At 66.7% G+C, this 25201-nt stretch carries 21 protein-coding genes and 1 other RNA gene; 1 reads left to right on the top strand and 21 read right to left on the bottom strand.

All coding sequences use genetic code 11. The features are described from left to right. Positions 1 to 40 precede the first annotated feature (40 nt). The 4 genes from RM463_RS05475 to RM463_RS05460 all read right to left on the bottom strand — a co-directional run bounded on the left by RM463_RS05475 (position 41) and on the right by RM463_RS05460 (position 5492). Entirely contained in the window at positions 41 to 988 is a 948-nt protein-coding gene (locus tag RM463_RS05475) for a Nudix family hydrolase (RefSeq protein WP_311429594.1), read from the bottom strand. An 88-nt stretch (positions 989 to 1076) separates the two neighbouring features. Further along, the gene (gene argJ / locus RM463_RS05470; protein ID WP_311429285.1) at positions 1077 to 2294 is read right to left on the bottom strand and encodes a bifunctional glutamate N-acetyltransferase/amino-acid acetyltransferase ArgJ; all 1218 of its coding nucleotides are present in this window, start codon (positions 2292 to 2294) and stop codon (positions 1077 to 1079) included. Positions 2295 to 2330: 36 nt separating this feature from the next. Continuing rightward, positions 2331 to 5063, bottom strand: a complete 2733-nt coding sequence (gene secA / locus RM463_RS05465; protein ID WP_311429284.1) for a preprotein translocase subunit SecA — start codon at positions 5061 to 5063, stop codon at positions 2331 to 2333. Between the two features lie 57 nt (positions 5064 to 5120). Then, positions 5121 to 5492 (bottom strand): hypothetical protein, encoded by a 372-nt coding sequence (locus RM463_RS05460; RefSeq protein WP_195689395.1) that lies wholly within the window; start codon positions 5490 to 5492, stop codon positions 5121 to 5123. Between the two features lie 98 nt (positions 5493 to 5590). On the opposite strand from RM463_RS05460, the gene RM463_RS05455 reads away from it, so the two are divergent. After that, positions 5591 to 6052 (top strand): DciA family protein, encoded by a 462-nt coding sequence (locus RM463_RS05455; RefSeq protein WP_311429283.1) that lies wholly within the window; start codon positions 5591 to 5593, stop codon positions 6050 to 6052. Positions 6053 to 6228: 176 nt separating this feature from the next. Here RM463_RS05455 and lpxC read toward each other — a convergent pair whose 3' ends face one another. The 17 genes from lpxC to rsmI form a co-directional block, all read right to left on the bottom strand. After that, entirely contained in the window at positions 6229 to 7140 is a 912-nt protein-coding gene (gene lpxC / locus RM463_RS05450; protein ID WP_195689397.1) for a UDP-3-O-acyl-N-acetylglucosamine deacetylase, read from the bottom strand. Positions 7141 to 7253: 113 nt separating this feature from the next. Continuing rightward, the gene (gene ftsZ / locus RM463_RS05445) at positions 7254 to 8429 is read right to left on the bottom strand and encodes a cell division protein FtsZ (protein WP_311429282.1); all 1176 of its coding nucleotides are present in this window, start codon (positions 8427 to 8429) and stop codon (positions 7254 to 7256) included. 35 nt (positions 8430 to 8464) lie between these two features. Further along, positions 8465 to 9754 (bottom strand): cell division protein FtsA, encoded by a 1290-nt coding sequence (gene ftsA, locus RM463_RS05440; protein ID WP_311429281.1) that lies wholly within the window; start codon positions 9752 to 9754, stop codon positions 8465 to 8467. Positions 9755 to 9948: 194 nt separating this feature from the next. After that, on the bottom strand, positions 9949 to 10674 hold the full coding sequence (locus RM463_RS05435; protein WP_195689400.1) for a cell division protein FtsQ/DivIB: 726 nt from the start codon (positions 10672 to 10674) through the stop codon (positions 9949 to 9951). Further along, the gene (locus RM463_RS05430; protein ID WP_311429280.1) at positions 10671 to 11600 is read right to left on the bottom strand and encodes a D-alanine--D-alanine ligase; all 930 of its coding nucleotides are present in this window, start codon (positions 11598 to 11600) and stop codon (positions 10671 to 10673) included. Before RM463_RS05430 ends, RM463_RS05435 begins: the two co-directional genes overlap by 4 nt. After that, positions 11597 to 13078 (bottom strand): UDP-N-acetylmuramate--L-alanine ligase, encoded by a 1482-nt coding sequence (gene murC, locus RM463_RS05425; RefSeq protein ID WP_311429593.1) that lies wholly within the window; start codon positions 13076 to 13078, stop codon positions 11597 to 11599. Before murC ends, RM463_RS05430 begins: the two co-directional genes overlap by 4 nt. A gap of 13 nt (positions 13079 to 13091) precedes the next feature. Then, positions 13092 to 14180: an undecaprenyldiphospho-muramoylpentapeptide beta-N-acetylglucosaminyltransferase gene (gene murG, locus RM463_RS05420; protein WP_311429279.1), complete on the bottom strand. Its 1089-nt coding sequence runs from the start codon at positions 14178 to 14180 to the stop codon at positions 13092 to 13094. Beyond that, the gene (gene ftsW, locus RM463_RS05415) at positions 14177 to 15397 is read right to left on the bottom strand and encodes a putative lipid II flippase FtsW (protein ID WP_311429278.1); all 1221 of its coding nucleotides are present in this window, start codon (positions 15395 to 15397) and stop codon (positions 14177 to 14179) included. Before ftsW ends, murG begins: the two co-directional genes overlap by 4 nt. Continuing rightward, complete coding sequence (murD, locus tag RM463_RS05410; protein WP_311429277.1) at positions 15394 to 16806, bottom strand: UDP-N-acetylmuramoyl-L-alanine--D-glutamate ligase; 1413 nt, start codon at positions 16804 to 16806, stop codon at positions 15394 to 15396. Before murD ends, ftsW begins: the two co-directional genes overlap by 4 nt. Then, on the bottom strand, positions 16806 to 17888 hold the full coding sequence (gene mraY / locus RM463_RS05405) for a phospho-N-acetylmuramoyl-pentapeptide-transferase (protein ID WP_195689405.1): 1083 nt from the start codon (positions 17886 to 17888) through the stop codon (positions 16806 to 16808). The genes murD and mraY overlap by 1 nt, the downstream gene beginning before the upstream one ends. A gap of 9 nt (positions 17889 to 17897) precedes the next feature. After that, positions 17898 to 19265, bottom strand: coding sequence for a UDP-N-acetylmuramoyl-tripeptide--D-alanyl-D-alanine ligase (gene murF, locus RM463_RS05400; protein ID WP_311429276.1), 1368 nt, complete (start codon positions 19263 to 19265; stop codon positions 17898 to 17900). Then, entirely contained in the window at positions 19262 to 20767 is a 1506-nt protein-coding gene (locus tag RM463_RS05395) for a UDP-N-acetylmuramoyl-L-alanyl-D-glutamate--2,6-diaminopimelate ligase (RefSeq protein ID WP_311429275.1), read from the bottom strand. Before RM463_RS05395 ends, murF begins: the two co-directional genes overlap by 4 nt. 41 nt (positions 20768 to 20808) lie before the next feature. Then, entirely contained in the window at positions 20809 to 22530 is a 1722-nt protein-coding gene (locus tag RM463_RS05390) for a penicillin-binding transpeptidase domain-containing protein (protein WP_311429274.1), read from the bottom strand. Continuing rightward, positions 22527 to 22850, bottom strand: coding sequence for a cell division protein FtsL (ftsL, locus tag RM463_RS05385; protein WP_195689409.1), 324 nt, complete (start codon positions 22848 to 22850; stop codon positions 22527 to 22529). The genes RM463_RS05390 and ftsL overlap by 4 nt, the downstream gene beginning before the upstream one ends. 10 nt (positions 22851 to 22860) lie before the next feature. Then, entirely contained in the window at positions 22861 to 23814 is a 954-nt protein-coding gene (gene rsmH, locus RM463_RS05380; RefSeq protein ID WP_195689410.1) for a 16S rRNA (cytosine(1402)-N(4))-methyltransferase RsmH, read from the bottom strand. Between the two features lie 72 nt (positions 23815 to 23886). Then, an RNA gene (gene rnpB / locus RM463_RS05375) (RNase P RNA component class A) lies at positions 23887 to 24239 on the bottom strand. Positions 24240 to 24331: 92 nt separating this feature from the next. Further along, on the bottom strand, positions 24332 to 25189 hold the full coding sequence (rsmI, locus tag RM463_RS05370; protein ID WP_195689411.1) for a 16S rRNA (cytidine(1402)-2'-O)-methyltransferase: 858 nt from the start codon (positions 25187 to 25189) through the stop codon (positions 24332 to 24334). Positions 25190 to 25201: the final 12 nt, after the last annotated feature.

Genomic DNA, 25201 nt, shown 5'->3' with positions numbered 1-25201 from the left:
GGGCGAGTCGTTCATGATGGCAAGGGCTCTCGAGACGATATCACTTCCAGAAGTCGCGAATCGACGCGACCCCCTGAGCCCCGACGGCGCGCGCATGGTTGGCATCATGACGTGTCATGCCACCCAGTGCGAAGACGGGCATGGTGGCACGCTCCACCAGCTCCTGAAAGTCATGCCAGCCCACCGGCGGCACATCGGGATGCGACGGCGTGGTGCGCAGCGGCGAGAGGGTCACGAAGTCACAACCGAGCCTGCCCGCCTGAACGAGCTGTTCGCGATCATGGGTGGAGGCAGAGAGCCACTTGCCCTCGGCGATGGGGCGGCGCTCCAGCTGCATCAGGCGTTCACTGGTCAGGTGGATACCGTCGGCATCCACCGCCTCGAGCAGCTCGGGGTCGGCGTTGAGCATCAGGCGCGCACCGTACTGCCGGCAGCGTGCCAGCGCCGATTCCGCGCGAGCCATATAGGCGGTCCTGTCGAGCTGCTTGGCGCGCAGCTGCACAAGGCGTACTCCATCCTCCACCAGGGCACGTTCGAGACGCTCGTCGAACAGCGTCTCATCCTCTTCCTCGCCGGTGATAAGGTACTCGGTGGGCAGCATGACCGCGCGCAGGATCGGCAGATTGGCCGCCGGGAAGGGGTAATTGACCAGCTCCTCCATGGGTACCCAGCGCACCGCCTGGCCCTCGCGACCGAAGGGCTCACCGGAGAAGTCATGGACCTGCCAGACATCCAGCAGGATATGCTTGTCGGGATACTCGTGGTGGATGCGGATCAAGGGTTGAGCTCGCCGGATCTCGATGCCCAGCTCCTCGTGAAGCTCGCGCTTGAGCCCACCCAGGCCCGTCTCATAGGGCGCCAGCTTGCCGCCGGGAAACTCCCAGAGGCCACCATGATCGACATTGCTGGGGCGGCGCGCTATGAGCACCTCGCTGCCATCGGCGCTGATGATGGCCGCCGCCGCCACATGCACCCGTCTCTTTACCATTGCGTTCATTCGCTCTTCCAACGTATCCGCGCACGGCGGCGCGGGGTCTGTGTCTGACCGGATCTCACGGCACTGACCGTGTTCCGGCCTAGCTGCGGTAGTCGGCGTTGATGCTGACATAGTCGTGGGAGAGATCGGTGCTCCATACCGTGGCACTCTCATCGCCGCGATCGAGGGCGATACGGATCGGGATCTCCTCGCGCGCCATTACCGCGCTACCGGCCTCCTCGGTATAGCTCGGGGCACGCCCACCGCCCTCCACCAGCCGCACCTCGCCCAGATCGATGCTCACCCGCGAGACATCGAAGTCGGCGACCGGGGCGCGTCCTACCGCCGCGAGGATGCGCCCCCAGTTGGCATCGGAGGCATGCAGCGCGGTCTTGACCAGGGGCGAATTGGCCACGGTAAAGGCCACATCGAGGGCCTCCTGCCGGCTGGTGGCGCCGTCGACCTGGAGGGTGACGAACTTGGTGGCACCCTCACCGTCACGCACGATCGCCTGAGCCAGCGCGATCATCACTCGTTGCAGGCCGGCGCGGAAGGTGGCGAGCGCGCTCTCCCCTTCAATCACCGGGCCTTGCTGGGTGCTGATCAGCACGCAGGCGTCGTTGGTGGAGGTATCGCCATCGACGGTGATGCAGTTGAACGAGTGGTCCACGGCCTCGCGCAGCAGGCTGTCGAGCAGCGACTGATCGAGGCTCGCATCGGTGGCCACGAAGGCCAGCATGGTCGCCATATTGGGCTGGATCATCCCCGAGCCCTTGGCAATTCCGTTGATGACCACCCTGTCACCCTCGATATCGAGGGTGACACTGGCTCCCTTGGGACGAGTGTCGGTCGTCAGGATGCCTTCGCCGGCCCGGTACCAGGACTCGGCGTCGCCGCCGAGGCTGTCGAGTGCGCCCGGCAGGCCGGCAAGCAGCCTCTCCATGGGGAGTGGCTCACCGATCACACCGGTAGAGAAGGGCAGCACGCACCGGGCACTTACCCCGGTCAGCCGGGCCAGCGCGGCGCAGCAGTCACGGGCGTCACGCAGACCCGGCTCACCGGTCCCGGCATTGGCGTTGCCGGTATTGACCAGCAGATAGCGAGGCACCTCACCGCTAGCCAGGTGCTCCCGGGCCACCGTCACCGGCGCCGCACAGAAGGCATTACGGGTGAAGGCACCCGCCACCCGGGCACCCTCGGGGGCCTCGATCACCACCAGGTCCCGACGACCGCCCTTCTTGATCCCCGCCATGGCGGTTCCCAGCCGAAGGCCGGAAATTGCCGGCATCGCGGGAAAGCTCGCATCACCCACTGCCATCGTCTTCTCTCCTGTTGCGTTGGTCGGAGGCCGCTATCAGCTCAGCTTGCCGCAGCACTGCTTGTACTTCTTGCCGGATCCACAGGGGCAGGGATCGTTGCGCCCCACCTTGGGACCTTCGCGGCGCACCGGACGCCCGTCGGATGCCGGCGCCGCCGCCTCCTGCTCATCCGTGGCGGCGTCGGGCGAATCATGACGGCTCGCCGCGGTCGCCTTCTCGCGCTCCAGTGCCTCGCGGCGCTGACGCTCCAGCTCCTCGACCTCCTCGGGGCGCCGCACCTGCACATGGCTCAGGATCCGTGTCACGTCCGCCTTGATATTGGCCAGAAGGTTCTGGAACAGCTCGAAGGCCTCACGCTTGTACTCCTGCTTGGGATTCTTCTGCGCATAGCCGCGCAGGTGGATCCCCCGGCGCAGGTGATCCATGGACTGCAGGTGCTCCTTCCAGCGGGTATCCAGCACCTGCAGCATCACCTGCTTCTCGAAGCGGCGCATCAGCTCGCTACCGGCCTGCTCCACCTTCTCCTCGTAGGCCTCACGGTGCAGGGCCTGAAGGCGCTCGCGCAGCTGTTCCTCATGGAAGCGCTCATCCTCCTCGGACCACTGCACCACGGGGACATCCAGGTTGAATTCGGACTTGAGGTACTCCTGGAGCCCGGCCAGGTCCCACTGCTCGGGCAGACTCTGGGGCGGCACATAGTCGCTGATCGCGAGGTCCATCACCTCCTCGCGAATACCCGCTACCGCGGCGGAGACTTGCTCGGCGGCGAGCACTTCGTTGCGTTGCTCGTAGATCACGCTGCGCTGATCGTTGGCCACGTCGTCATACTCGAGCAGCTGCTTGCGGATATCGAAGTTGCGACCCTCGACCTTCTTCTGGGCGCGCTCCACCGCATTGGAGACCATCTTGTGCTCGATCGCCTCACCGTGCTCCAGACCGAGGGCCTTCATCATGCGCTGCACCCGGTCGGAGCCGAACAGGCGCATCAGGCTGTCCTCCAGTGACAGGAAGAAGCGGGTCGAGCCCGGGTCGCCCTGTCGGCCGGCGCGCCCGCGTAGCTGGTTATCGATGCGGCGCGACTCGTGGCGCTCGGAGCCGATCACATGCAACCCGCCGGCCGCCAGCACGGCGTCATGGCGCTGCTGCCACTCGGTCTTGAGCTGCTCGACCTGCGCGGCTGTGGGGTTCTCGAGCTTGGCCGCCTCCGCCTCCCAGTTGCCACCGAGAACGATATCGGTGCCACGACCGGCCATATTGGTGGCGATGGTGATGGCACCGGGGCGTCCGGCCTGGGCGATGATCTCGGCTTCGCTCTGGTGCTGCTTGGCGTTGAGGACATTGAAGTCGAGGCCAGCCCGCTTCATCAGGTTGGCCAGGTACTCCGAGGTCTCGATGGAGGCGGTACCCACCAGCACCGGCCTGCCCGCCTCGGTCTCGGCCTTGACGTCCTCGATGATCGCCTCGAACTTCTCCTCGGCGGTGAGATAGACCAGATCGTTGAGATCGCGGCGAACCAGCGGCTTGTTGGTGGGAATCACCACCACGTCGAGGCCGTAGATCTGACGGAACTCGAAGGCCTCGGTATCGGCGGTGCCTGTCATGCCCGCCAGCTTCTCGTAGAGACGAAAGTAGTTCTGGAAGGTGGTGGAGGCGAGGGTCTGGCTCTCGCGCTGGACGGTGACCCCCTCCTTGGCCTCCACCGCCTGGTGCAGGCCCTCGGACCAGCGCCGGCCGGGCATGGTGCGCCCGGTGTGCTCGTCGACGATCACCACCTGACCCTCGCTGACGATATAGTCGACATCGCGATGGTAGAGGTGGCGGGCGCGCAGGGCCGAGTGCATATGCTGCAGCAGATTGAGGTTCTGGGCGGCATAGAGGGAGTCCTCCTCACCCAGCAGCCCCTGCTCGCGCATCAGGCCCTCGACCTTGTGGTGGCCATTCTCGGTGATCTCGACCTGCTTGTGCTTCTCGTCTAGGATAAAGTCCCCGTCGACCGGGGCATCGGTGTCTTCCGACACTTCCCCCTGAACCAGGTGCTCCGCCAGTCGATCGACCACCCGGTAGAGCTCGGTGTTCTCGTCCACCGCCCCCGAGATGATCAGCGGCGTGCGCGCCTCGTCGATCAGGATCGAGTCCACCTCGTCGACGATGGCGTAGTGCAGGCCGCGCTGCACCTTCTCCTCCAGGGAGAAGGCCATGTTGTCCCGCAGATAGTCGAAGCCGAACTCGTTGTTGGTGCCGTAGGTGATGTCACAGGCGTAGGCGGCACGCTTCTCTTCGGGGGTCTGGCCGGCGTAGATGACACCGACGCTGAGTCCGAGATACTCATAGAGAGGACGCATCCACTGGGCGTCACGTCGGGCCAGGTAATCGTTGACGGTAACGACATGCACCCCCTTGTCGGGCAGGGCATTGAGATAGACCGCCAGGGTCGCCACCAGGGTCTTGCCCTCACCGGTCTTCATCTCCGCGATGCGTCCACTATGCAGCGTCATGCCGCCGATCATCTGGACATCGAAGTGGCGCATGCCCATGACGCGTTTGCCCGCCTCACGCACCGTGGCGAAGGCCTCGGGCAGCAGGGCATCCAGTGACTCGCCTTCGGCGAGGCGCTCGCGGAAGGCCTCGGTGCGCGCCTTCAAGGCCGCATCATCGAGCCCTCCGAGCTCGCTCTCGAGGACATTGACGCGCTCGACCTGGCGGCTCATGCGCTTGACTTCGCGGTCGTTCTTGGAGCCGACGACCTTGCGTAACAGGGAATTGATCATTAGGAGTCCGTCATCTGCGTATGGCATGGCGCCAACCGCCGGGGCGGTCGGCCATCATCAAGAATTCAGCATGTCCACGCAGAAAGGAGGGCCGCGGCGGGTCAGGACATCGTGGTCAGCGGTCGTCTGGGCCACTGTCACGGGAGTGGCCGCCGGGGAGCCAACCGGCGAAAGAGCGGCTTGCCGCACCAGGGGCCACCACCCCCGCCTGCGTCGACGCGCCTTGAGCCGCGAGCTGGCACGTATCATGGCGGGCGCGAGAATACATACCTGCACCAGTCGCTCGGCCTGACGGGCCAGATCCCCTTGGGCAAGGCCCGCGGGCAACAGGCATCCCACCAGCAGGCCCGCCAACCACCAGCGAGCGTGGCGCCGCGCTGGAGCGGGCCTGGCGAATACGGCAGGCGAGTGGCTGAGGGTCACGGCCATGCTGTCGAGGAGCTCCCGGCGTGCTAGTCTGACGGGCGCTACCGGCCCATTGCATGTATCGTCTGGCCCGCCTGATGCGGGACGAGAGAGTCAAGCCCATGAGTATAAAGGTTAAGCGCTTTCGCGCCCAGCCCATGTCCCAGCTACTGGGCGGACGCGGTGAGCTCGGCTCATTGATGCGAATGGCGAGAATGATCGACCTCGCCCAGTCGCACCTGCGTGCCCATCTCCCCGAGGAGCTGGGTGAACACCTGCATGTCGGGGGCTTTCGGGACGGCCGACTGACCTTGATCGCCGACGGGGCCGCCTGGTTGACGCGACTTCGCTATGAGCAGCCGCGGCTCCTGGAGCTGCTGCACCAGCTGCCGGGCTTCGAGGCGGTGTGCGGATTCACCCTTAAGGTCAGGCCGGTACGTCCGCCCAGGGCACCACTGCGCCAGGTGCGTCACCTGCCAGCCCGCGCCGCCGACGAGATCTCCAGCTGCGCTGCCGACACCGAAGACCCGAGGCTGCGACACGCCCTCGAGCGCCTGGCCTCTCATGCCGAGCGCGAGACGTAAGCCGTAAGCCGTAAGCCGTAAGCCGTAAGCCGTAAGCCGTAAGCCGTAAGCCGTAAGCCGTAAGCCGTAAGCCACGAACAGCCTCAACCGAAACGCCCCCAAGGGCCAGGCCAAGGGGGCGTTTCTCTTACAGCGTAAAGCTTATGGCTTACCGCTCACGGACTCAGTCCGTGCGGTCAGGCCATCGCGGGAGCCGCGAAGGAGATCGGGGCGATTTCGCTCTCTTCCTCGAAGGTGACGATCTCATAGGTATCGGGCTGATCCAGCAAGGCGCGACATAGCTGGTTGTTCAAGGCGTGCCCGGACTTCACACCATGGAATTCGCCGATCAGGCTATAGCCCAGCTGGTAGAGGTCACCGATGGCATCGAGCACCTTGTGCTTGACGAACTCATCGTCGTAACGCAAACCACCTTCGTTGACGATCCGGTAGTCGTCGACGACGATGGCGTTGTCCAGGCTGCCGCCCAGCGCGAGGTTGTTGGAGCGCAGGTACTCCAGGTCCCGCATGAAACCGAAGGTCCGCGCCCGAGATACCTCCTTGACGAAGGAAGTGGTGGAGAAGTCCACCATCGCGGTCTGGGTCTGGCTCTCGAACACCGGGTGATCGAAGTCGATGGAGAAGCCAACCTTGAAGCCCTTATGAGGACGGAAGGTCGCCTGCTTGTCGCCATCACTCACCGTCAGTTCTCGCTTGATGCGGATGAACTTCTTGGCGGCATTCTGTTCGCTGATACCGGCAGACTGGATCAGGAACACGAAGGGGCCGGCACTACCGTCCATGATCGGCACTTCCGCGGCGCTGAGGTCCACATAGGCGTTGTCGATGCCGAGACCGGCGAGTGCCGACATCAGGTGTTCCACGGTGGCGACCTTGGCCCCGTCATGGGTCAGGGCGGTGCACAGGGTGGTATCGGTCACCAGCGCCGCGCGTGCCGGAATCTGCACCTCGGGGTCCAGGTCGGTGCGCACGAAGACGATACCGGTATCCACGGGCGCCGGCCGCAGGGTCATGTAGACCTTCTTGCCGGAGTGCAGGCCGACGCCGGTGGCGCGGATGACGTTCTTCAGGGTGCGTTGTCTGATCATGGGCAGTTGCCAGGCGGTTATCGGATTATCAAACACCGTTCACTATAGCACCAAACGAGCGTTTCAACAAAGAAAGCTCGTTCGGCGCGATACCATGGGTCCGATAGACTTCTTCAATCGGCCTGGCGACGCAGAAACGCCGGAATATCGAGATAATCATCCAGCTCCTGGGAGCGGCGCTTCTCGGCTCGCGGCTTGGGGGCCTCCTCGGACTCTGCCCGCGGCGCAGCCGCGGCGGCCTGACGGGAAGCAATCCCCGGCTGGCTGCGGCGATAGTCGCTCCCCGCTTCGGCACGCTTGGCACCCTCGCGGCTTACCGCCTTCTGCTGCTGACCATCGAGGCCGGCGGCCACCACGGTGACACGCAGCTCATCGGTCATCTCCATGTCGATGGAGGTGCCGACCACGATGGTGGCATCCTGTGAGGCAAACTCCTGAACGGTGGCCCCCACGTCGTTGAACTCGCCGATGGAGAGATCGGGGCCCGCCGTGATATTGACCAGGATACCGCGAGCACCGTGCAGGTCGATATCCTCCAGCAGGGGGCTGCGAATGGCCTTCTCGGCGGCCTCACGGGCTCGGTTCTCGCCGGTGGCGCCGCCGGTACCCATCATCGCCATGCCCATCTCGGACATCACGGTGCGCACGTCGGCGAAGTCAACGTTGATGATCCCCGGACTGGTGATCAGCTCGGCGATACCCTGCACCGCGCCCAGCAGCACGTCGTTGGCGGCACTGAAGGCAGTCAGCAGGCTGGCACTCTTGCCCAGCACCGACAGCAGCTTCTCGTTGGGGATCGTGATCAGGGAGTCGACATGCTCGGAGAGCTCGCGCATCCCCTCCTCGGCGGCGCGCATGCGCTTGGGACCCTCGAAGGGGAAGGGTCGCGTCACCACCGCCACGGTGAGGATACCCAGCTCCTTGGCGACCTGGGCGACCACCGGCGCTCCACCGGTGCCCGTACCACCGCCCATGCCGGCGGTGATAAACACCATGTCGGCGCCCTCGAGCAGCTCGGCGATGCGTTCACGATCTTCCATCGCCGCCTGGCGTCCGACCTCCGGGTTGGCCCCCGCTCCCAACCCCTTGGTGATCTCGTTGCCGAGCTGCAGCACGGTCTTGGCTGCCACCCGCTTGAGGGCCTGGGCATCGGTGTTGGCGCAGATGAACTCGACGCCCTCGATGCTGCTCTCGACCATATGATTGACGGCATTGCCACCGCCGCCGCCAACGCCGATCACCTTGATGACCGCGCTGCTTGAGGGTGCGCTATCTACCAGTTCGAACATTTGCCCCGTCTCCTGAACCGCCGGCGGCGATCCTGTCAGAAATTTCCTTTCAACCAGCCCTTTAGCCTCGCCAGCGCCGAGGGACCTTGCCTGTCACCGCGACGTGCGATCTCCTCGCGCCGGGGCTGTGCGGACATCATGCTGCCCTGTGCCTCACGACCGTGCCCTTGCCGTGTCTCTTGTAGAGCGTAATGTAACAAACCGACTCCGGTCGAATAAATCGGATTGCGCACCACATCGGCCAGGCCACGCACATTCTGGGGGCAGGCGATGCGCACCGGCATATGGAAGATCTCCTCGGCCAGCTCCACCACGCCCTCCATGCGTGCGGTGCCACCGGTCAAGACCACGCCGGCCGCCACCAGGTCCTCGTAGCCGCTGCGACGCAGCTCATCACGAATCAGGGTGAACAGCTCCTCGTAACGTGGTTCGACCACCTCGGCCAGGGCCTGACGGGAGAGGTCGCGCGCCGGGCGATCACCGACGCTGGGGACCTTGATCATCTCGTCGCTGGCAGCCAGCTGGGTCAAGGCACAGGCGTACTTGACCTTGATCTCCTCGGCGTGCTGGGTCGGGGTGCGCAGCGCCATGGCGATATCGTTGGTGACTTGGTCCCCGGCAATGGGAATCACCGCGGTGTAGCGAATCGCACCCTCGGTAAACACGGCGATATCGGTGGTGCCACCGCCGATGTCGACCATGCACACACCGAGTTCACGCTCATCCTCGGTGAGCACCGCCATGCTGGAGGCAAGCTGCTCGAGAATGATGGCATCGACCTCCAGGCCGCAGCGGCGCACGCACTTTTCGATATTCTGCACGGCGTTGAGGGCGGCGGTGACCAGATGGACGCGGGCCTCGAGGCGCACACCGGACATGCCCAGCGGTTCGCGGATGCCCCCCTGGGCATCGATGGCGAACTCCTGTGGCAGTACGTGCAGCACCCGCTGCCCCTCGGAAATGGCTCGTGCACGGGCCGAGTCGATCACTCGATCGATATCCGAGGGGGTGACCTCACGCTCCTTGATCGCCACCACACCGTCGGAGTTCATGGAGCTAATGTGGCTGCCGGCGACGCCCACATAGACTGAATGGATGTCGCAGCCGGCCATCAGCTCCGCCTCTTCCACGGCACGCTGGATGGATTGCACCGTGGATTCGATGTTTATCACCACTCCCTTCTTCATGCCGCGAGAGGGATGCGAGCCGATACCGGCGATCTCGATGCCGCCGTCATCGGTGGGCTGACCCACGATCGCCACCACCTTGGACGTTCCGATATCCAGCCCGACTACCATATTGGACGCGTTGGATGGACCTGCCATGAGTCGGGGAGTCTCCTCGAACCTGGCCCACTCGATGGGCCTGAAACACGAAATTCAACCTGGGGACAATTATAGGAAAAAGCGAACACCTTCCTCCACCCCGGGACCAAGTAGACCTCTCACGATACGGCGCTTTTGCCGTAAATGAAACAGGCGCATGCCCATTGTCATGGGTGTTTCACCGGAAAAAGGGGTCACTCATCATCCGCGTCATCCTGACCGAGGGGATCGCCCTCACCATGCCATGCCACCGCGACACCGTTCGGATATCGCAGATCGATGTAGCGAATATGCGACGCCTGCCGTTCGAGTTGCCGATGCCACGCAGCGGTCAGGCGCGCCAGCCGCCCCTCCCGATCGCCGCGACCCAGCATCACCCAGACATTGTCATCGAGCTGGAATCGCCAGGCGCCTCGCGGCTCCAGGCGCAGCTGGGTCAGCTCGAGCCCCATTTCGGCGAAGCGCGTGGCGAGACGCTCATGGTAAGCGAGTACCTCGGCCCCGCTGCCCTTCGGGCCGGCGAGATCGGGCAGGCCGCCGGGGGGGGAGACCGAGCCAATGGCGAAGGGCTCCCCCTCCGGATTGAGCAGGGCGTCATCATTCCAGCGCGCCACCGGCACCTCTTCCACCAGCTCGAGCGTCAGGGCATTGGGCCACTCGCGGCTGACCCGAGCCTCGGCGATCCAGTCGACCGTCAGTGCCTGTTCGCGCAGCTCGGAAACATCCACCGACAGCCAGGTATGGCCACGCAGCAGCGGCGACAGCCTGTCACGCAGATAGTCGGCACTGACATGCTCCAGATCGCCGCCGATCGACACCCGCTCGAGGGGCCTGTCGAGCCATAGCCACAAGGCCCTGCCACCGGCGCCGAACAGCACCAGCAGCAGCACCACACCCAGCCAGCCACCCCGCTGACTCATGCCGGGCGACTCTCCAGTGTCGCGGCGAGGATACGTAGCACCAGTGCCTCGAAGTCGATGCCGATATGAGCCGCCGCCTGGGGCACCAGGCTGTGGTCAGTCATGCCCGGGGAGGTGTTGACCTCGATCAGCCAGAAATCTCCTCGGTCATCGCGCATCACATCGACGCGCCCCCAGCCTTCGCCCCCTACCGCGACGAAGGCCCGACGGCACAGCTCACCCAGCGCGGCCTCCTCGCCCTCCTGCAACCCGCAGGGCAGGTGGTAGCGGGTCTCGTCGGAAAGGTACTTGGCCTCGTAGTCGTAGAAGCCCCCGGCCGCCTCCACGCGAATCGCCGGCAGCACATCGTCGCCGAGAAGTGACACCGTATACTCCTCTCCCTGCACGAAGCGCTCGGCCATTACCCGCGCGTCAAACTGCGCTGCCTCCTGATAGGCAGCGGCCAGTGCCTCGGCGCTCTCCACCACGCTGATCCCCAGCGTCGACCCCTCATGAACCGGCTTGACGATCAACGGCAGCCCCAGGCGCCCGACCACGGCCTGCCAGTCGGCAGCCGGGCCCAACATCTCGGCCTCCGGGGTCGGCAGGCCCAGTGCCTGCCACACCTGCTTGGTGCGCTGCTTGTCCATGCCCAGAGCCGACCCCAGCACACCGCTGCCGGTGTAGGGGATTCCCATCAGCTCGAGCGCCCCCTGCAGCGTGCCATCCTCGCCGCCACGCCCATGCAGGGCGATAAACACGCGATCCGGGGCCAGTGCCTCGAGCCCCACCAGACCACCGTCGGCGGGATCATAGCCGACGGCATCGACACCGGCTCGAACCAGCGCCGAAAGCACCGCCTGCCCACTCTTCAGGGACACCTCACGCTCGGCGGAGCCGCCACCGAACAGCACCGCCACACACCCCAGTTCCGACACCAGCGTCATAGCATCACCTCGTCGAGTACCAGGGCCGACTCGGCCAGCGCCTGGGCGATTCCACCGATATCACCTGCGCCCTGAGTAATCAGGATATCGCCCGGCCTCAGCACGCGACCCAGCAGCTCGGGCAGCTCCGCCTTGTCCTGCACGAAGATCGGATCGACGATGCCGCGCTGACGAATCGAGCCGGCCAGGGCGCGTCCGTCGGCACCGGGAATCACCGCCTCGCCGGCACTGTAGACGTCGAGCAGTAACAGGGTGTCGACACCGCCCAGCACGCGCACGAAATCCTCGTAGAGATCGCGGGTGCGAGTGTAGCGATGGGGCTGATAGAGCATCACCAGGCGGCGTTGGGGCCAGCCGGCACGCACCGCCTGAATCACCATCTCCACCTCACGCGGATGGTGGCCATAGTCGTCCACCAGCATCACCTCGCCCTCTTTCCCGGGGGTCGGCTCACCCTTTTTACTGGGTATCGGAAAGAGGCCATGGACCTGGAAGCGGCGCCCCACTCCCTGGAAACCGGCCAGGCCTCGCAGGATGGCGGCGCCATCCACCCCGGCATCACTGGCCACGGCGATGGCGGCCAGGGCATTCAGGGCGTTGTGACGGCCAGGCATGGCCAGCTTCACCTCGAGGGGCGCCAGCCCGCCGGGGCGTCGAGCGATGAAACGCACCTCCCCCTGCGCCTGCACGAACCCCTCGATGCGGTAGTCGGCATCCTCGTTGAAGCCATAGGTGACGAACTGGCGACTGACGCGATCCAGCAGGCTCCGCACATGCTCGTCATCGATGCACAGAATGGCCAGCCCGTAGAAGGGAAGGTTGTGCAGAAACTCGATGAAGGTACCCTTGAGCCGCTCGAAATCGCCGCCGTAGGTACTCATGTGATCGGCATCGATATTGGTAACGATGGATACCAGCGGCTGAAGGTGCAGGAAGGAGGCATCGGATTCATCCGCCTCGGCCACCAGGTAGTCGCCCTCGCCCAGCCGCGCGTTGGCTCCGGCACTGGTCAACCGCCCCCCGATCACGAAGGTGGGATCGAGCCCCCCCTCGCCGAGCAGCGTGGCGGTCAGGCTGGTGGTCGTGGTCTTGCCGTGGGTGCCTGCCACCGCGATGCCATGGCGGAAGCGCATCAACTCGGCGAGCATCTCGGCACGCCTGACCACCGGTACTCGATTCTCCTGCGCCCAGCGTATCTCGGGATTGGTCTCGTCCACGGCGGTGGAGACCACCACCACATCGGCACCGGCAACATGTTCGGTGGCATGACCGATGGCCACGCGAACCCCGCAGCCACGCAACCTGGCAACCACCGGTGACTCGCGCAGGTCACTGCCACTGACGATATAGCCCTGGTTGGCGAGCACCTCGGCGATGCCGCACATACCGGCGCCCCCGATGCCCACGAAGTGGATATTTCGGATGCGGCGCATGCCCAGCCCGCGGCCATGGCGATCGGATTCGGCCTGACCGGCCATCGAATGTGATCTGCTATCGCTCAAAACCTGTCTCCATGCAGCCGGCCACCAGGCGCTCGACGGCGTCGAGATGGGCGCAGGCGCGAGCCCGCGACGCCATGGTGGCCAGGGTATCGGGGTCAAGCAGCACCGTCAGGCGCTCGGCCAGCGTTGCTGCGGAAAGTCTGATCTGGGGCAGCAGCTCGGCGGCCCCCTCCTCTACCAGTGCCCTGGCATTGGCGGTCTGATGATCATCCACGGCATGCGGAAAGGGCACGAACAGGGCCGGCTTGGCCGCGGCGGCAAGCTCCGCAACGGTCAGCGCGCCGGCTCGGCATACGATCAGGTCGGCCCAGGCATAGGCACTAGCCATGTCGTCGATAAAGGCGGTCACCTCGGCCGAAACGCCCTGTTGCGCGTAGGTGTCTCGGGTGGCGACATCCTTGTCTCTCCCGGCCTGGTGCCACACGGCGGGACGTCGATTCTCGGGCAGACGCGCCAGTGCCGCCGGCACTGCCTCATTCAATGCCCGGGCCCCCAAGGAGCCACCCACCACCAGCAGCCGTAGCGGCCGACCGGCCATCGCGGCGGCGCCACGCGGCGCCTCGCCGAGGCGCGCGATCTCATCACGCACCGGATTGCCGATCACCTCCCCACGGCCCTGAAAGGCCTGGGGAAAGGCGGCGTAGACCCGCCTTGCCAATCGCGCCAGGGCACGATTGGTCAGTCCGGCCACGGCATTCTGCTCATGGATCACCAGCGGCCGCCGTGACAGCCAGGCGGCGAGCCCTCCGGGCCCGCTGGCGAACCCTCCCAGCCCCACGACCAGCTGGGGGTCGAAGGTACGGATCACTCGCCACGCCTGCCATACCGAGCGGGTCAGGTTGAATGGCGCCAGCAGCCAGCCGGCCGCGCCATTGCCGCGCAGGCCGGCCACGGCGATCCGGTGGAGGGGAATGCCCGCCTCGGGCACAAGACGGTTCTCGATGCCCCTTGGGCTGCCGAGCCAGGCCACCTCCACGCCACTCGCCTGCAGGCCACGGGCCAGGGAGAGAGCGGGGATCACATGGCCACCGGTACCACCGGCCATGACCAGCACTCGACGCGGGGAGGTGTGACTCATTGCTGGGCTCCTTGTCTGACCAGTGATGGCGATCCCTTCGCCGCCGTTCGCGGGGCCGCCGGGGAGCAGCGGCGCTGTTCACGCCGGGTCTCGATATCGACGCGCAGCAGCATCGCCACCATGCAGGTGCAGACCAGCAGGCTGGAGCCGCCGTAGCTGAGCAGTGGCAGGGTCAGCCCCTTGGTGGGCAGCATGCCACTGCTTACCGCAATATTGATGAAGGCCTGGGCACCGATCACCAGGGCGATGCCGTAGCTGAGGTAGGCGGAAAATGCCCGTCCGGCAAGCTCCGCGCGGCGCCCCACCGCCATGGCACGCCACACCAGCAGGGCGAACAGGCCGATCACGCAGACGGCGCCCAGCAGGCCCAGCTCCTCGGCGAGCACCGCGAACACGAAGTCGGTATGGGCTTCAGGCAGATAGAAGAGCTTCTGGACGCTGTTGCCGAGCCCCACGCCCAGCCACCCACCACGACCGAAGGCGATGAGCGCCTGGGTCAGCTGGTAGCCACTGGCGAACTGGTCGGCCCAGGGGTCGACGAAGCTGGTCAGGCGAGCCAGGCGATAGGGCTCGGCGATGGCCAGCAGCGCGCCGCCCGCCGCCACCACCAGCGCCAGGAAGAGGAACCGCCCCCAGGGGGCACCGGCCATCAGCAGCATGCCCATCACGCAGCCGGTCATCACCACCACCGCACCGTAGTCGGGCTCCATGATCAGCAGGACGCCATACAGGCCAAGCACCACCAGTGGACGCAGGAAGGCCCCCCAGTGGCGACGGACCTGCGGCAGGAAGCGCTCGAGATAGCCCGCCAGATAGACGATCAGGCACAGCTTGGCTATCTCGGAGGCCTGGATATTGAAGGGGATACCGGGCACCGAGAGCCACCGCTTGCTGCCGTTGACCTCACGCCCCACCAGCAGGACCAGCGCCAGCAGCACTACCCCCACCAGCAGAAGCAGCGGTCCGTTGGCTCGCCACCACCCCATCGGGATGCGCAATACGCCGGTCGCTACCAGCACCGCCACCGCGACGAAGAAGCCGTGACGCGCACTGAAGTACCAGGGATTGCCGGTCAGGCTCGCCGCCACCCCGGTGGAGGCGGACGTCACCATCACCCAGCCGGTCAGCAGCAGGGCAGTCGCGGCCACCAGCAGCCAGCCATCGAAGGGATGGTCGCGGGTCGAGAGGCCCTCTCGGAGTCGTGCCAGACGGCTCATGCCCCCTCCTGTGCCTGATGGTGGTGAACCCAGTCACGAAAGGCATCGCCACGCGCCTGGTAATTGGCAAACTGATCGAGGCTGGCACAGGCCGGCGAGAGCAGCACGGCGTCTCCCGGCTCGGCGATCGCCGCCGCTCGCGCCAGGGCGGCCGACAGGTCAGCGCTCCGGGTCACCGGCAGTGCCCCGGCGAGGGCCGCCTCGAGGCGCCCCGCATCGCGGCCGAACAGGATCGCCTCGCGGCCGAAGCGGGCCAGCGGCTCGGCCAGGGGAGTAAAGTCGGCGCCCTTGCCCACGCCACCGGCCAGCAGGATCAGGCGCCCCTCGAGGGTGGGGCCGAGACCGGCGATCGCGGCCAGCGTTGCCCCCACATTGGTCCCCTTGGAGTCATTGATCCAGCGTACGCCCCCCACCTCGGCCACCAGCTCGCTGCGATGGGGCAGGCCCGGGAAGCGTTCGAGCACCCTGCGCATGGCAGACAGCGGAAAGCCCAGCCGGTGCCCCATGGCCAGCGCCGCCAGGGCATTGGCCTGATGATGGCGCCCCGCCAGGCGCATGGCCGCCACCGGCATCAGCGGTCTTTCGCCGTGCATCAGCCAGTCGGCCCCGGCGTGGCTGGCCACCCCCCACTCGTTATCCAGAGGCGGCGCGGCGGAAAAACGGTCGATGACGGGGAGCTCGCCCTCGGGCCAGGTCAGGGGGGCATCGGCATTGACCACGGCGTGGCGTGCACCACGAAAGATAGCCAGCTTGGCCGCCCGGTAGCCGGACATGTCGCCGTGGCGATCCAGGTGGTCCTCGGAAAGATTCAGGAAGAGTGCGCACTCGGCGCCCAGCCGCGGAGTCGTCTCGAGCTGGAAGCTGGAGAGCTCGAGCACATACAGCTCGGCCTCGCCCACCTCATCCAGCAGGTCGAGGGCCGGCCTCCCCAGATTGCCCCCCACCGCCGCCTTCACACCGGACTCTTGCGCCATCTCACCCACCAGGGTCGTCACGGTGGACTTGGCATTGGAGCCGGTGATGGCGGCGATGGGTGCCGCCGCCTCACGCACGAACAGGGCGATCTCGCCCACCAGACGCGGCTCGCCGCTGGCAGGATTGACTCGCCCGGCGAGCGCCTCGAGGCCGGGCGTCTGTGGGTCGACTCCCGGGCTCAGCACCACCTCCTCGGCCTCCATCAGGTCGAGATCCTGTAGAGGACCAAGATGCACGGCAACGCCGGGATGCGCGACCCGGAAGTCATCCAGTCCGGGCGGCGCCTCGCGGGTATCGGCCACCATGAAGGGGACGCCACGACGCGTCAGATGCCGGCAGATCGCACGCCCGGAGAGCCCCAAGCCCACCACCAGGGTGGAACCCGGCGGCACACGGCCCCCGGCGGCCCGGGAGGTGATCGCTGCGCGCTCCATCAACGCACCTTGAGGGTAGCCAGCCCGATCAGCACCAGTACCACGGTGATGATCCAGAAGCGCACGATGACGCGGGGCTCGGGCCAGCCCTTGAGCTCATAGTGGTGGTGGAGCGGCGCCATGCGGAAGATGCGACGACCGGTAAGCTTGTAGGAGGCCACCTGCAGGATCACCGACACGGTCTCCATCACGAAGATGCCGCCCATGATGAACAGCACGATCTCCTGACGGACGATCACCGCGACCACGCCGAGAGCCGCCCCCAGGGCCAGTGCCCCCACATCGCCCATGAACACCTGGGCCGGGTAGGTGTTGAACCACAGAAAGCCCAGGCCGGCCCCCGCGATGGTGGCGCAGAACACCGCGAGCTCCCCCGCGCCGGGTATCCCCGGAATCTGCAGATACTCGGCAAACACCGCATTGCCGCTGGCATAGGCGAAGATTCCCAACCCCATGGCCACCAGCACCGTCGGCATGATCGCCAGGCCATCGAGGCCATCGGTGAGATTGACCGCATTGGAGCTGCCCACGATCACCAGGTAGGCGAGCACCACATAGAAGAGGCCCAGCGGCAGCACGAACTCCTTGAACAGCGGCACGATCAGGCTGGTTTCCACCGGCGAGGCGGCGGTGGCATAGAGCAGCACCGCCGCGGCCAGGCCGATCACCGACTGCCAGAGATACTTCCAGCGTGCCGGCAGGCCACGCGGATTCTTCTCCACCACCTTGCGGTAGTCGTCGACCCAGCCGATCGCGCCGAAGCCCAGCGTCACGGCCAGCACGATCCATACATAATGGTTGGCCAGATCGCCCCACAGCAGGGTGCTCACGGCAATGGCCATCAGGATCATGGCGCCCCCCATGGTCGGGGTGCCGGCCTTGGAGAGATGCGACTGGGGCCCATCGTCACGCACCGCCTGACCGATCTGTCCTTCGACCAGGCGGCGGATCATGACCGGCCCCAGCCACAGACAAAGCACCAGGGCGGTGATGGTGGCCAGGATCATCCTCAGTGTGAGGTACTCGAAGACATTGAAGGCGCTGAAGTAGTGCGCCAGAAACTCAGCCAGATAGAGAAGCATGTATCACGTTCACCGTGTTGTGTCCTGGCGCAGTGCCGCCACCACCTGTTCCATGGCGGCACTGCGCGACCCCTTGACCAGCACGCTGGCGCCGGGGGGAAGATGATCCAGCGCGTGGCGCACCAGCGCCTCGCGATCGTCGAAATGGCACCCGCCTTTACCGAAGGCATGACAGGCATGGCGTGCCGCCTCGCCCAGGGTGCCCAGGAAATCGATCCCCAGTTCCCGTGCGTGGCGTCCGATCTCGGCATGCAGCGCCGCGGACGCCTCTCCCAACTCTCCCATGGCACCCAGCAGGCACCAGCGTGGTCCTGGCAAGGCAGCCAGGAGCTCGAGCGCGGCCTTCACCGCGCCGGGGTTGGCGTTATAGCTATCATCGATGATTCGGGTCTCGCGGATACCGGCCACCACATCCTGGCGGCCCGGCATCGCCTCGGCCGCCGAGAGCCCTGCCAGCACATCGTTCGTGGAGGCGCCCATGGCGAGGGCCGTCGCCGTCGCCGCCAGGGCATTGGCGACGCTGTGCCGCCCCATCAGTCGCAGCCTGACATCGCCAAGCCGGCAGCCATCGACGACAAGCGTGAAAGCATAACGTCCGAGAGCGTCGGCGACCAGCGAGCGAGCCGTGACCCTGGCCCCCTCGCCCAGCCCGAAATCCAGCACCTCCCGCGGGGCCGCGAGCCGACGCCAGGTAGCGAAGTAGGCGTCGTCGCGATTGAGTACCGCGATGCCATCGGGACCCAGCCCCGCCAGGATCTCGGCCTTGGCCTGGGCGATCTGCCCCATGCCGCCGAACTCACCGACATGGGCGCCGGTGACATTGGTGATCAGGGCCACGCACGGCTCGGCAAGGCCCACCGTCCAGGCGATCTCGCCCAGATGGTTGGCCCCCAGCTCGACCACCGCCTGCTGGTGGTGCGGGGTCAGCTCGAGCAGGGTCAGGGGGACACCGAAATCGTTGTTGAGGTTACCTCGGGTGGCATGCGTCGCCCCCTGCCGGCCGAGGATGGCGACCAGCAGCTCCTTGACGGTGGTCTTGCCGCTATTGCCCGTTACCGCTGCCACGGGCCCACCCCAGGCCCGGCGCCTGGCCCGGCCCAGCAGCCCCAAGGCGAGACGGGTATCGGCCACGACCAGTTGCGGCAGCGGATCCTCCACCGCCCTCTCGACCACGGCGGCCACGGCCCCCGCCTCGCGGGCCTCGGCCACGAAGTCATGGGCATCGAAGCGTTCGCCGCGCAGGGCCACGAAGAGCGTACCCGGCGACACCCGGCGCGTATCGGTGACGATCGCCTCGATCGACAGATCATCCTCCGCACACTCGAGACCCAGCGCATCGGCCACCTCGGCAAGGCTCGTCAGCCCGCAGCGGGTCATGAGGCGGACCCTCCCGTGCAGCGAGCCTGAAGCGCCTGCTCGGCCACCTCCCGATCGTCGAAGGGGTGGCGAACACCGGCGATCTCCTGATAGGTCTCGTGCCCCTTGCCGGCGACCAGCACGACATCATCGGGTCCCGCCTCACGGAGCGTTTGCCGGATGGCCGCGCCGCGTCCGGAGATGGCCCAGGCCTGGCGTCTGGCTTCCTCGCTCAGTCCTGCCAGCACCTGGTCGCGAATGGCTTCGGGGTCCTCGCTGCGCGGGTTGTCATCGGTCACCACCAGGCGATCGGCATGGCGCTCGGCGGCGGCGGCCATGGGCGCTCGCTTGCCGGCATCACGGTCGCCGCCGCAACCGAACAGGCACCAGAGTTCGCCTCGCCCGGGCAGATGGTCACGCAGTGCCGCCAGCGCGTTGTCCAGGGCGTCCGGGGTATGCGCGTAGTCGATCACCACGGTGGGCGCCCCGGGGTGCGTCAGCACCTCCATGCGTCCGGGCACAGGCACCAGGCTGGCCGCCGCCTCGATCAGCGCCTCGAGGTCATGCCCCCGGCCCAGCAGCGTGGCCATGGCCAGCAGCACGTTGTCGAGGTTGAAGCGTCCCACCAGCGGCAGCACCAGTTCTCGCTCCCCCCGGGGGGTGGCGATCAGGGCCCGCTGCCCGGTGGCGTGGGGAGTACACTCCAGCACACGCAGGGTCACCGCCTCATCACGCCCGGTCGCCAGCACCCGCACGCCATCGGCCACCCCGGCCAGCATCAGGCGCGCCAGGGGGTCGTCGCCATTGACCACGGCGAGCTCGAGCTCCCGGCGTCGAAACAACCTCGCCTTGGCAGCCGCATAGGCGGTCATGCTGCCGTGATAGTCGAGATGATCGCGACTCAGATTGGTGAACACGGCGGCTCTCACCCGGCAGGCCGCGAGACGCCCCTGCTCCAGGGCATGGGAGGAGACCTCCATCGCCACCCGCGCCACGCCCTGGCGGGCGAGCTCGGCGAGCGAGGCCTGGAGCGCCAGCGGCCCCGGCGTCGTAAGGCCAGTATCCGCCAGCTCGCCGGGACGCCCATGACCCAGGGTGCCGATCACCGCGGCATCGACACCGAGCGCCTGGCTCAGCTCGGCCAGATAGTGGGTCACCGAACTCTTGCCATTGGTACCGGTGACACCGATCAGCTCCAGGTCGTCGGGCACGCCGTAGAGCAGGCGACCGAGCTCGCCCAGCCGCTCACGCAGCCCGGCAAGCGCCACCACCCGGGCATCATCGGGGCAGTCACGGCCGTCTCCGGTGTGGCAGAGCACCCGTACCGCGCCGTCGGCGAGCGCCCTGTCGATATAGTCGCGCCCATCCACCAGCACTCCGGGTACCGCAACGAACACATCGCCCGCCGCCACCCGCCGGCTGTCGGTCTGCAGTCGGGTCTCCCCCTCTGGGACACCGTCCAGCCCGCAACCGGGCCAGAGCCGCGCCAGGGTAGCGTCGAGGTGGGACATGGCGATCATCATGGCAGGACTCGCTTCAGACAGGGGTTGGCAGGAGAGGCATGCTATTCGGCCTCCTCGAAGTCACGCCGGTCGGGGGGCACATCGAGCAGCCGCAGCGCACTACCGGCGACACGTGAGAATACCGGTGCGGCCACCGCGCCGCCGTAGTAGGAATCACCGCGTGGGTGGTCGATCATCACCACCGTCACGATACGGGGATCGCTGACCGGGGCGATGCCCACGAAGAAGCCACGATAGGCGTTCTCCTGATAACCGCCGGCGCCGGTCTTGCGCACGGTGCCCGTCTTGCCGGCGACCCGATACCCCGGCACCTCGGCTCGGCGTGCCCCGGTATCCGGCTCGACAACCCTGTCCATCATCTCCAGTACCCGGCGCGCCACCACGGGGGAGATGACCTGCTCACCCGCCACCGGCTCATCCAGGCGCAGCAGCGAGGGCTGCAGCAGGCGCCCCTCGTTGGCGATGGCGGTGAAGGCACTGGCCAGCTGAAGCGGCGTGACCGAGAGGCCATAGCCATAGGAGAGTGCCGCCCACTGGCTGCTCGACCAGCGCACCGGCGCCGGTACCTCGCCGGTGGCCTCGCCGGGGAAGCCGGTACCCGGCGGCTGGCCGAAGCCCAGACGACGGTAGAGCTGGGGGATGACCGGTTCATCGTAGCGAAGCGCCAGCTTGGACATGCCGACATTGGAGGACTTCTCCAGAATGCCCGCCAGGTCGAGTTCCTTGTAGTTACGGATATCGCGAATGGTAAAGCGGTCGATGCGCATCCACCCCGGGGTGGTATCCACCACCGTGTCGGGCGACAGACCACCGGCATCGAGCATTGCCGCCAGCGCCAGGGGCTTGACCACCGAGCCGGGCTCATAGGGGTCGACAAGGGCGCGATTGCGCAGCCCCTGGGGGTCGAGCCCGGCGCGATTGTTGGGGTTGTAGGAGGGTTGATTGGCCATGGCCAGCACCTCGCCGGTGCGGGCGTCAAGCATCACCACCACGCCACCGTCGGCGTCGTTTTCCGCCACCGCGGCCTTGAGCTCGCGATAGGCCATGTACTGCAGGCGCTGGTCGATGGCGAGCGTCAGCTCGCCACCGGGCTTGGCCTCGCGCAGCACTTCGAGGTCACGCACCAGGCGGCCGCGGCGATCCTTGAGCACCCGGCGCAGCCCCGGCGTTCCCGCCAGGTAGGGCTGATAGGCGAGCTCCAGCCCCTCCTGCCCCTTGTCGTCGACGTTGGTCACGCCAAGCAGCTGGGCGGCCACCTCGCCGGCCGGGTAGTACCGCTTGTATTCGTCCTGACGATAGACACCGGGCACCCGCAGATCGAGAACCCGCTGGGCCGCTTCGGGGGTCATCTGGCGGCGCAGATACATGAACTCACGCTCGGAATAGCGTGCCAGACGCTCGTTGAGGGCCTCGAGGTCCACGCCCAGCGCCGATGCCAGCTGGACGCGCTGAATCGGGTCGTCGGGCACATCCTGGGGATTGGCCCACAGGGTGACCACCGGCGTTGAGATGGCCAGTGGCTCGCCGTGGCGATCGGCAATCATGCCACGGTGGGCGGGAAGCGAGTCGGTACGCAGCGTGCGTGCGTCACCCTGCCCCTGCAGAAAGGGCCGGTCGAGCACATGGAGGACTGCCACGCGCCCCACCAACAGCCCCAGCCCGACCAGCACCAGCCCCAGGATCACCCCATAGCGCAGCCGGCCCATGGGTGCACCGGGCGGCGGGCGACGCGGCGATACACCGCTGCGTACCTCGGTGCTCATGGCTGGATCACCTCCACCTCTTCCACCCCGGGCAGGCGCATCTCGAGACGCTCCACGGCGAGATGCTCGATGCGCGCCGGCGACGACCAGGCACTCTCCTCGAGCAGAAGCTGTCCCCACTCGGTCTGCAGCTGCTGCTGCTCACGCTCGAGTTGCTGCAGGGCGGCGTACTGCTCACGGGTCAGGTGGCTGACCGCGATGACGGCCATGGCACTCCCAAGGCAGGCGATCAGCAGCACCAGTAACAGCAGTGCACGCAGATTCAAGCGCAGCGCCGAGGGCCAGGCGAGACGAGCGGTAATGGACCTTCCCTGTGTCATGCCGACTCCCTCAGTAGCGTTTGCGCGCCACTCGCATCACCGCACTGCGCGCGCGGGGGTTCTCCTTGACCTCCGCCTCGCCGGGCCGCCGAGCCTTGCCCAGAGCTTCGAGACGGCGCTCCAGCTGGTCATCGCGAATCGGCATGCCCCGCGGCAGGTGGGTATCGCCACGCACATGATGGCGAATGAAGCGCTTGACCCGGCGGTCCTCCAGGGAGTGGAAGCTGATGACCACCAGATGCCCGCCCGGCGCCAGTGCCTCGAGGGCGGCCTCCAGGGCCGCATCGAGCTGGTCGAGCTCACCGTTGACCTGGATACGCAGGGCCTGGAAGACCCGCGTCGCGGGGTGCTTGTGCTTCTCCCAGGCGGGGTGCGCGGCCTTGACCACCTCGGCCAGGTCGGCGGTGCGCTCGAAGGGTCGCTCGCCGCGACGCTCGAGAATCGCCCTGGCCAGGCGCCGGGCGTAACGCTCCTCGCCGTACTCCTTGAAGACCCGGGAGAGCTCGGCCTCGCCGACCCGTGCGATAAACGCCGCCGCGCTCTCGCCCCGGGTGGGGTCCATGCGCATATCCAGGGGGCCATCACGCAGGAAGCTGAAACCGCGCTCGGGGTCATCGAGCTGGGGTGACGAGACGCCGATATCGAGCAGCACGCCGGACAGGCGGCCATGCAGCTCATGGCCACGGGCCACCTCGGCGAGACGGGCGAACTCGGCCCGCTCGATGGTGAAGCGGGGATCATCGATGGTGCCGGCTTCGGCAATCGCCTGGGGGTCACGATCGATGGCCAGCAGTCTGCCCCGGGGGGCGAGGCGTGCAAGGATCTCTCGCGAGTGACCACCGCGACCGAAGGTGCCGTCGAGATAGACGCCTTCGGAATCGTGGATCAGGGCATCGACCGCTCCGTCGAGCAGGACGCTGGCGTGTCGAAATCCCCGCGGGGGTGTGTCAGGGGCTGACTGCATGCGCTTCTCGATCCACGGTAAAGCGACGGAGGGCTCCGTCGCCGGACTGAAAATGGTCACCTTCTTGAAACAGGGGGGAGCCGGCCGATAAGCCGGGTTCTGTCGTGGACAGCCATTCATCTAGGGGCCGCGTCACCACGGCCCTCGAGCAACCTACCCGAACCCGACGCGGGCCACGCCAGCGGGTTCCTATTTGGTCTTGCTCCGAGTGGGGTTTACCGTGCCACGCACTGTTGCCAGGCGCGCGGTGCGCTCTTACCGCACCCTTTCACCCTTGCCGGCCTCCCGAAGGAGACGTAGGCGGTCTGCTCTCTGCTGCACTTTCCGTCGGCTCACGCCGCCCAGGCGTTACCTGGCACTCTGCCCTATGGAGCCCGGACTTTTCTCCCCCGGATCACTCCGGCGGCGACTGTCTGGCCGACTCCCGCGGCAAGGATACCAGCGCCCCGGCACCCCCTCAACAAAAGTGACACCAAGACGCCTTCCAACGAATGCTGGGGGAGAGGACAGGCCAGGCTCAATCGTCATCCTTCAACGCCTGGGCGCGGGCATACCAGGCCTTGCGGGCACCACCAAGAAGCCGGGACGCCACTCCCGCGGCCTGCTTGACGCCAGCCCCCTCGGCCAGCAGCGCCGCCAGCAGCGTCTCGCCCTCCACTTCGCCACCCACTCCCTTCTCGCGGGGCGGCGCACCGGCCACCATCACCACAAACTCGCCACGCGCCTGGTTCGGGTCATCCTCCATGCGCGCGGCGAGCTCGAGGGCGCTTCCCTCCAGGAAGGTCTCGAAGGTCTTGGTCAACTCCCGGCCCACGACCAGATGGCGCTCACCGAGGGTCGCACCGATATCCGCCAGGGTATCGCGGATACGATGAGGCGACTCATAGAACACCAGCGTCTCGGTACGCCCCGCCAGCTCCTCGAGCTGAGCACGGCGGGCACCGCTCTTGGCCGGCAGAAAGCCGTGGAAGGTGAAGCGGTCGGTGGGCAGGCCGGCAACCGAGAGCGCCGTCACCAGCGCGCAGGCTCCCGGGATCGGCACGATGCGCCGCCCCCGGGCACGCAGTTCGCGCACCAACACGAAGCCGGGATCACTAATCAGCGGTGTGCCGGCATCAGAAACCAGGGCAATCGACTCGCCCGCGGCCAGGTGGGCGTCGATCCGGTCGACGCGTGCCGCCTCGTTGTGTTCATGGAGCGACAGCATGGGTACCCGCACCCCCAGATGACGCAACAGACGAGCGGTGTGGCGGGTATCCTCGGCAGCCACCATGGTTACCTCGGCCAACACGGCCGCGGCCCGCGGGCTCAGGTCCTGCAAATTCCCAATTGGCGTGGCGACCACGTACAATGCAGCTGAGTTCGATTCTGACACGTCGCCTCCTGG

It is taken from the genome of Halomonas sp. LES1 (genome assembly GCF_031846005.1).
Classification (GTDB): Bacteria; Pseudomonadota; Gammaproteobacteria; order Pseudomonadales; family Halomonadaceae; genus Halomonas.
This window is presented reverse-complemented; position numbering and strand designations above follow the sequence as displayed.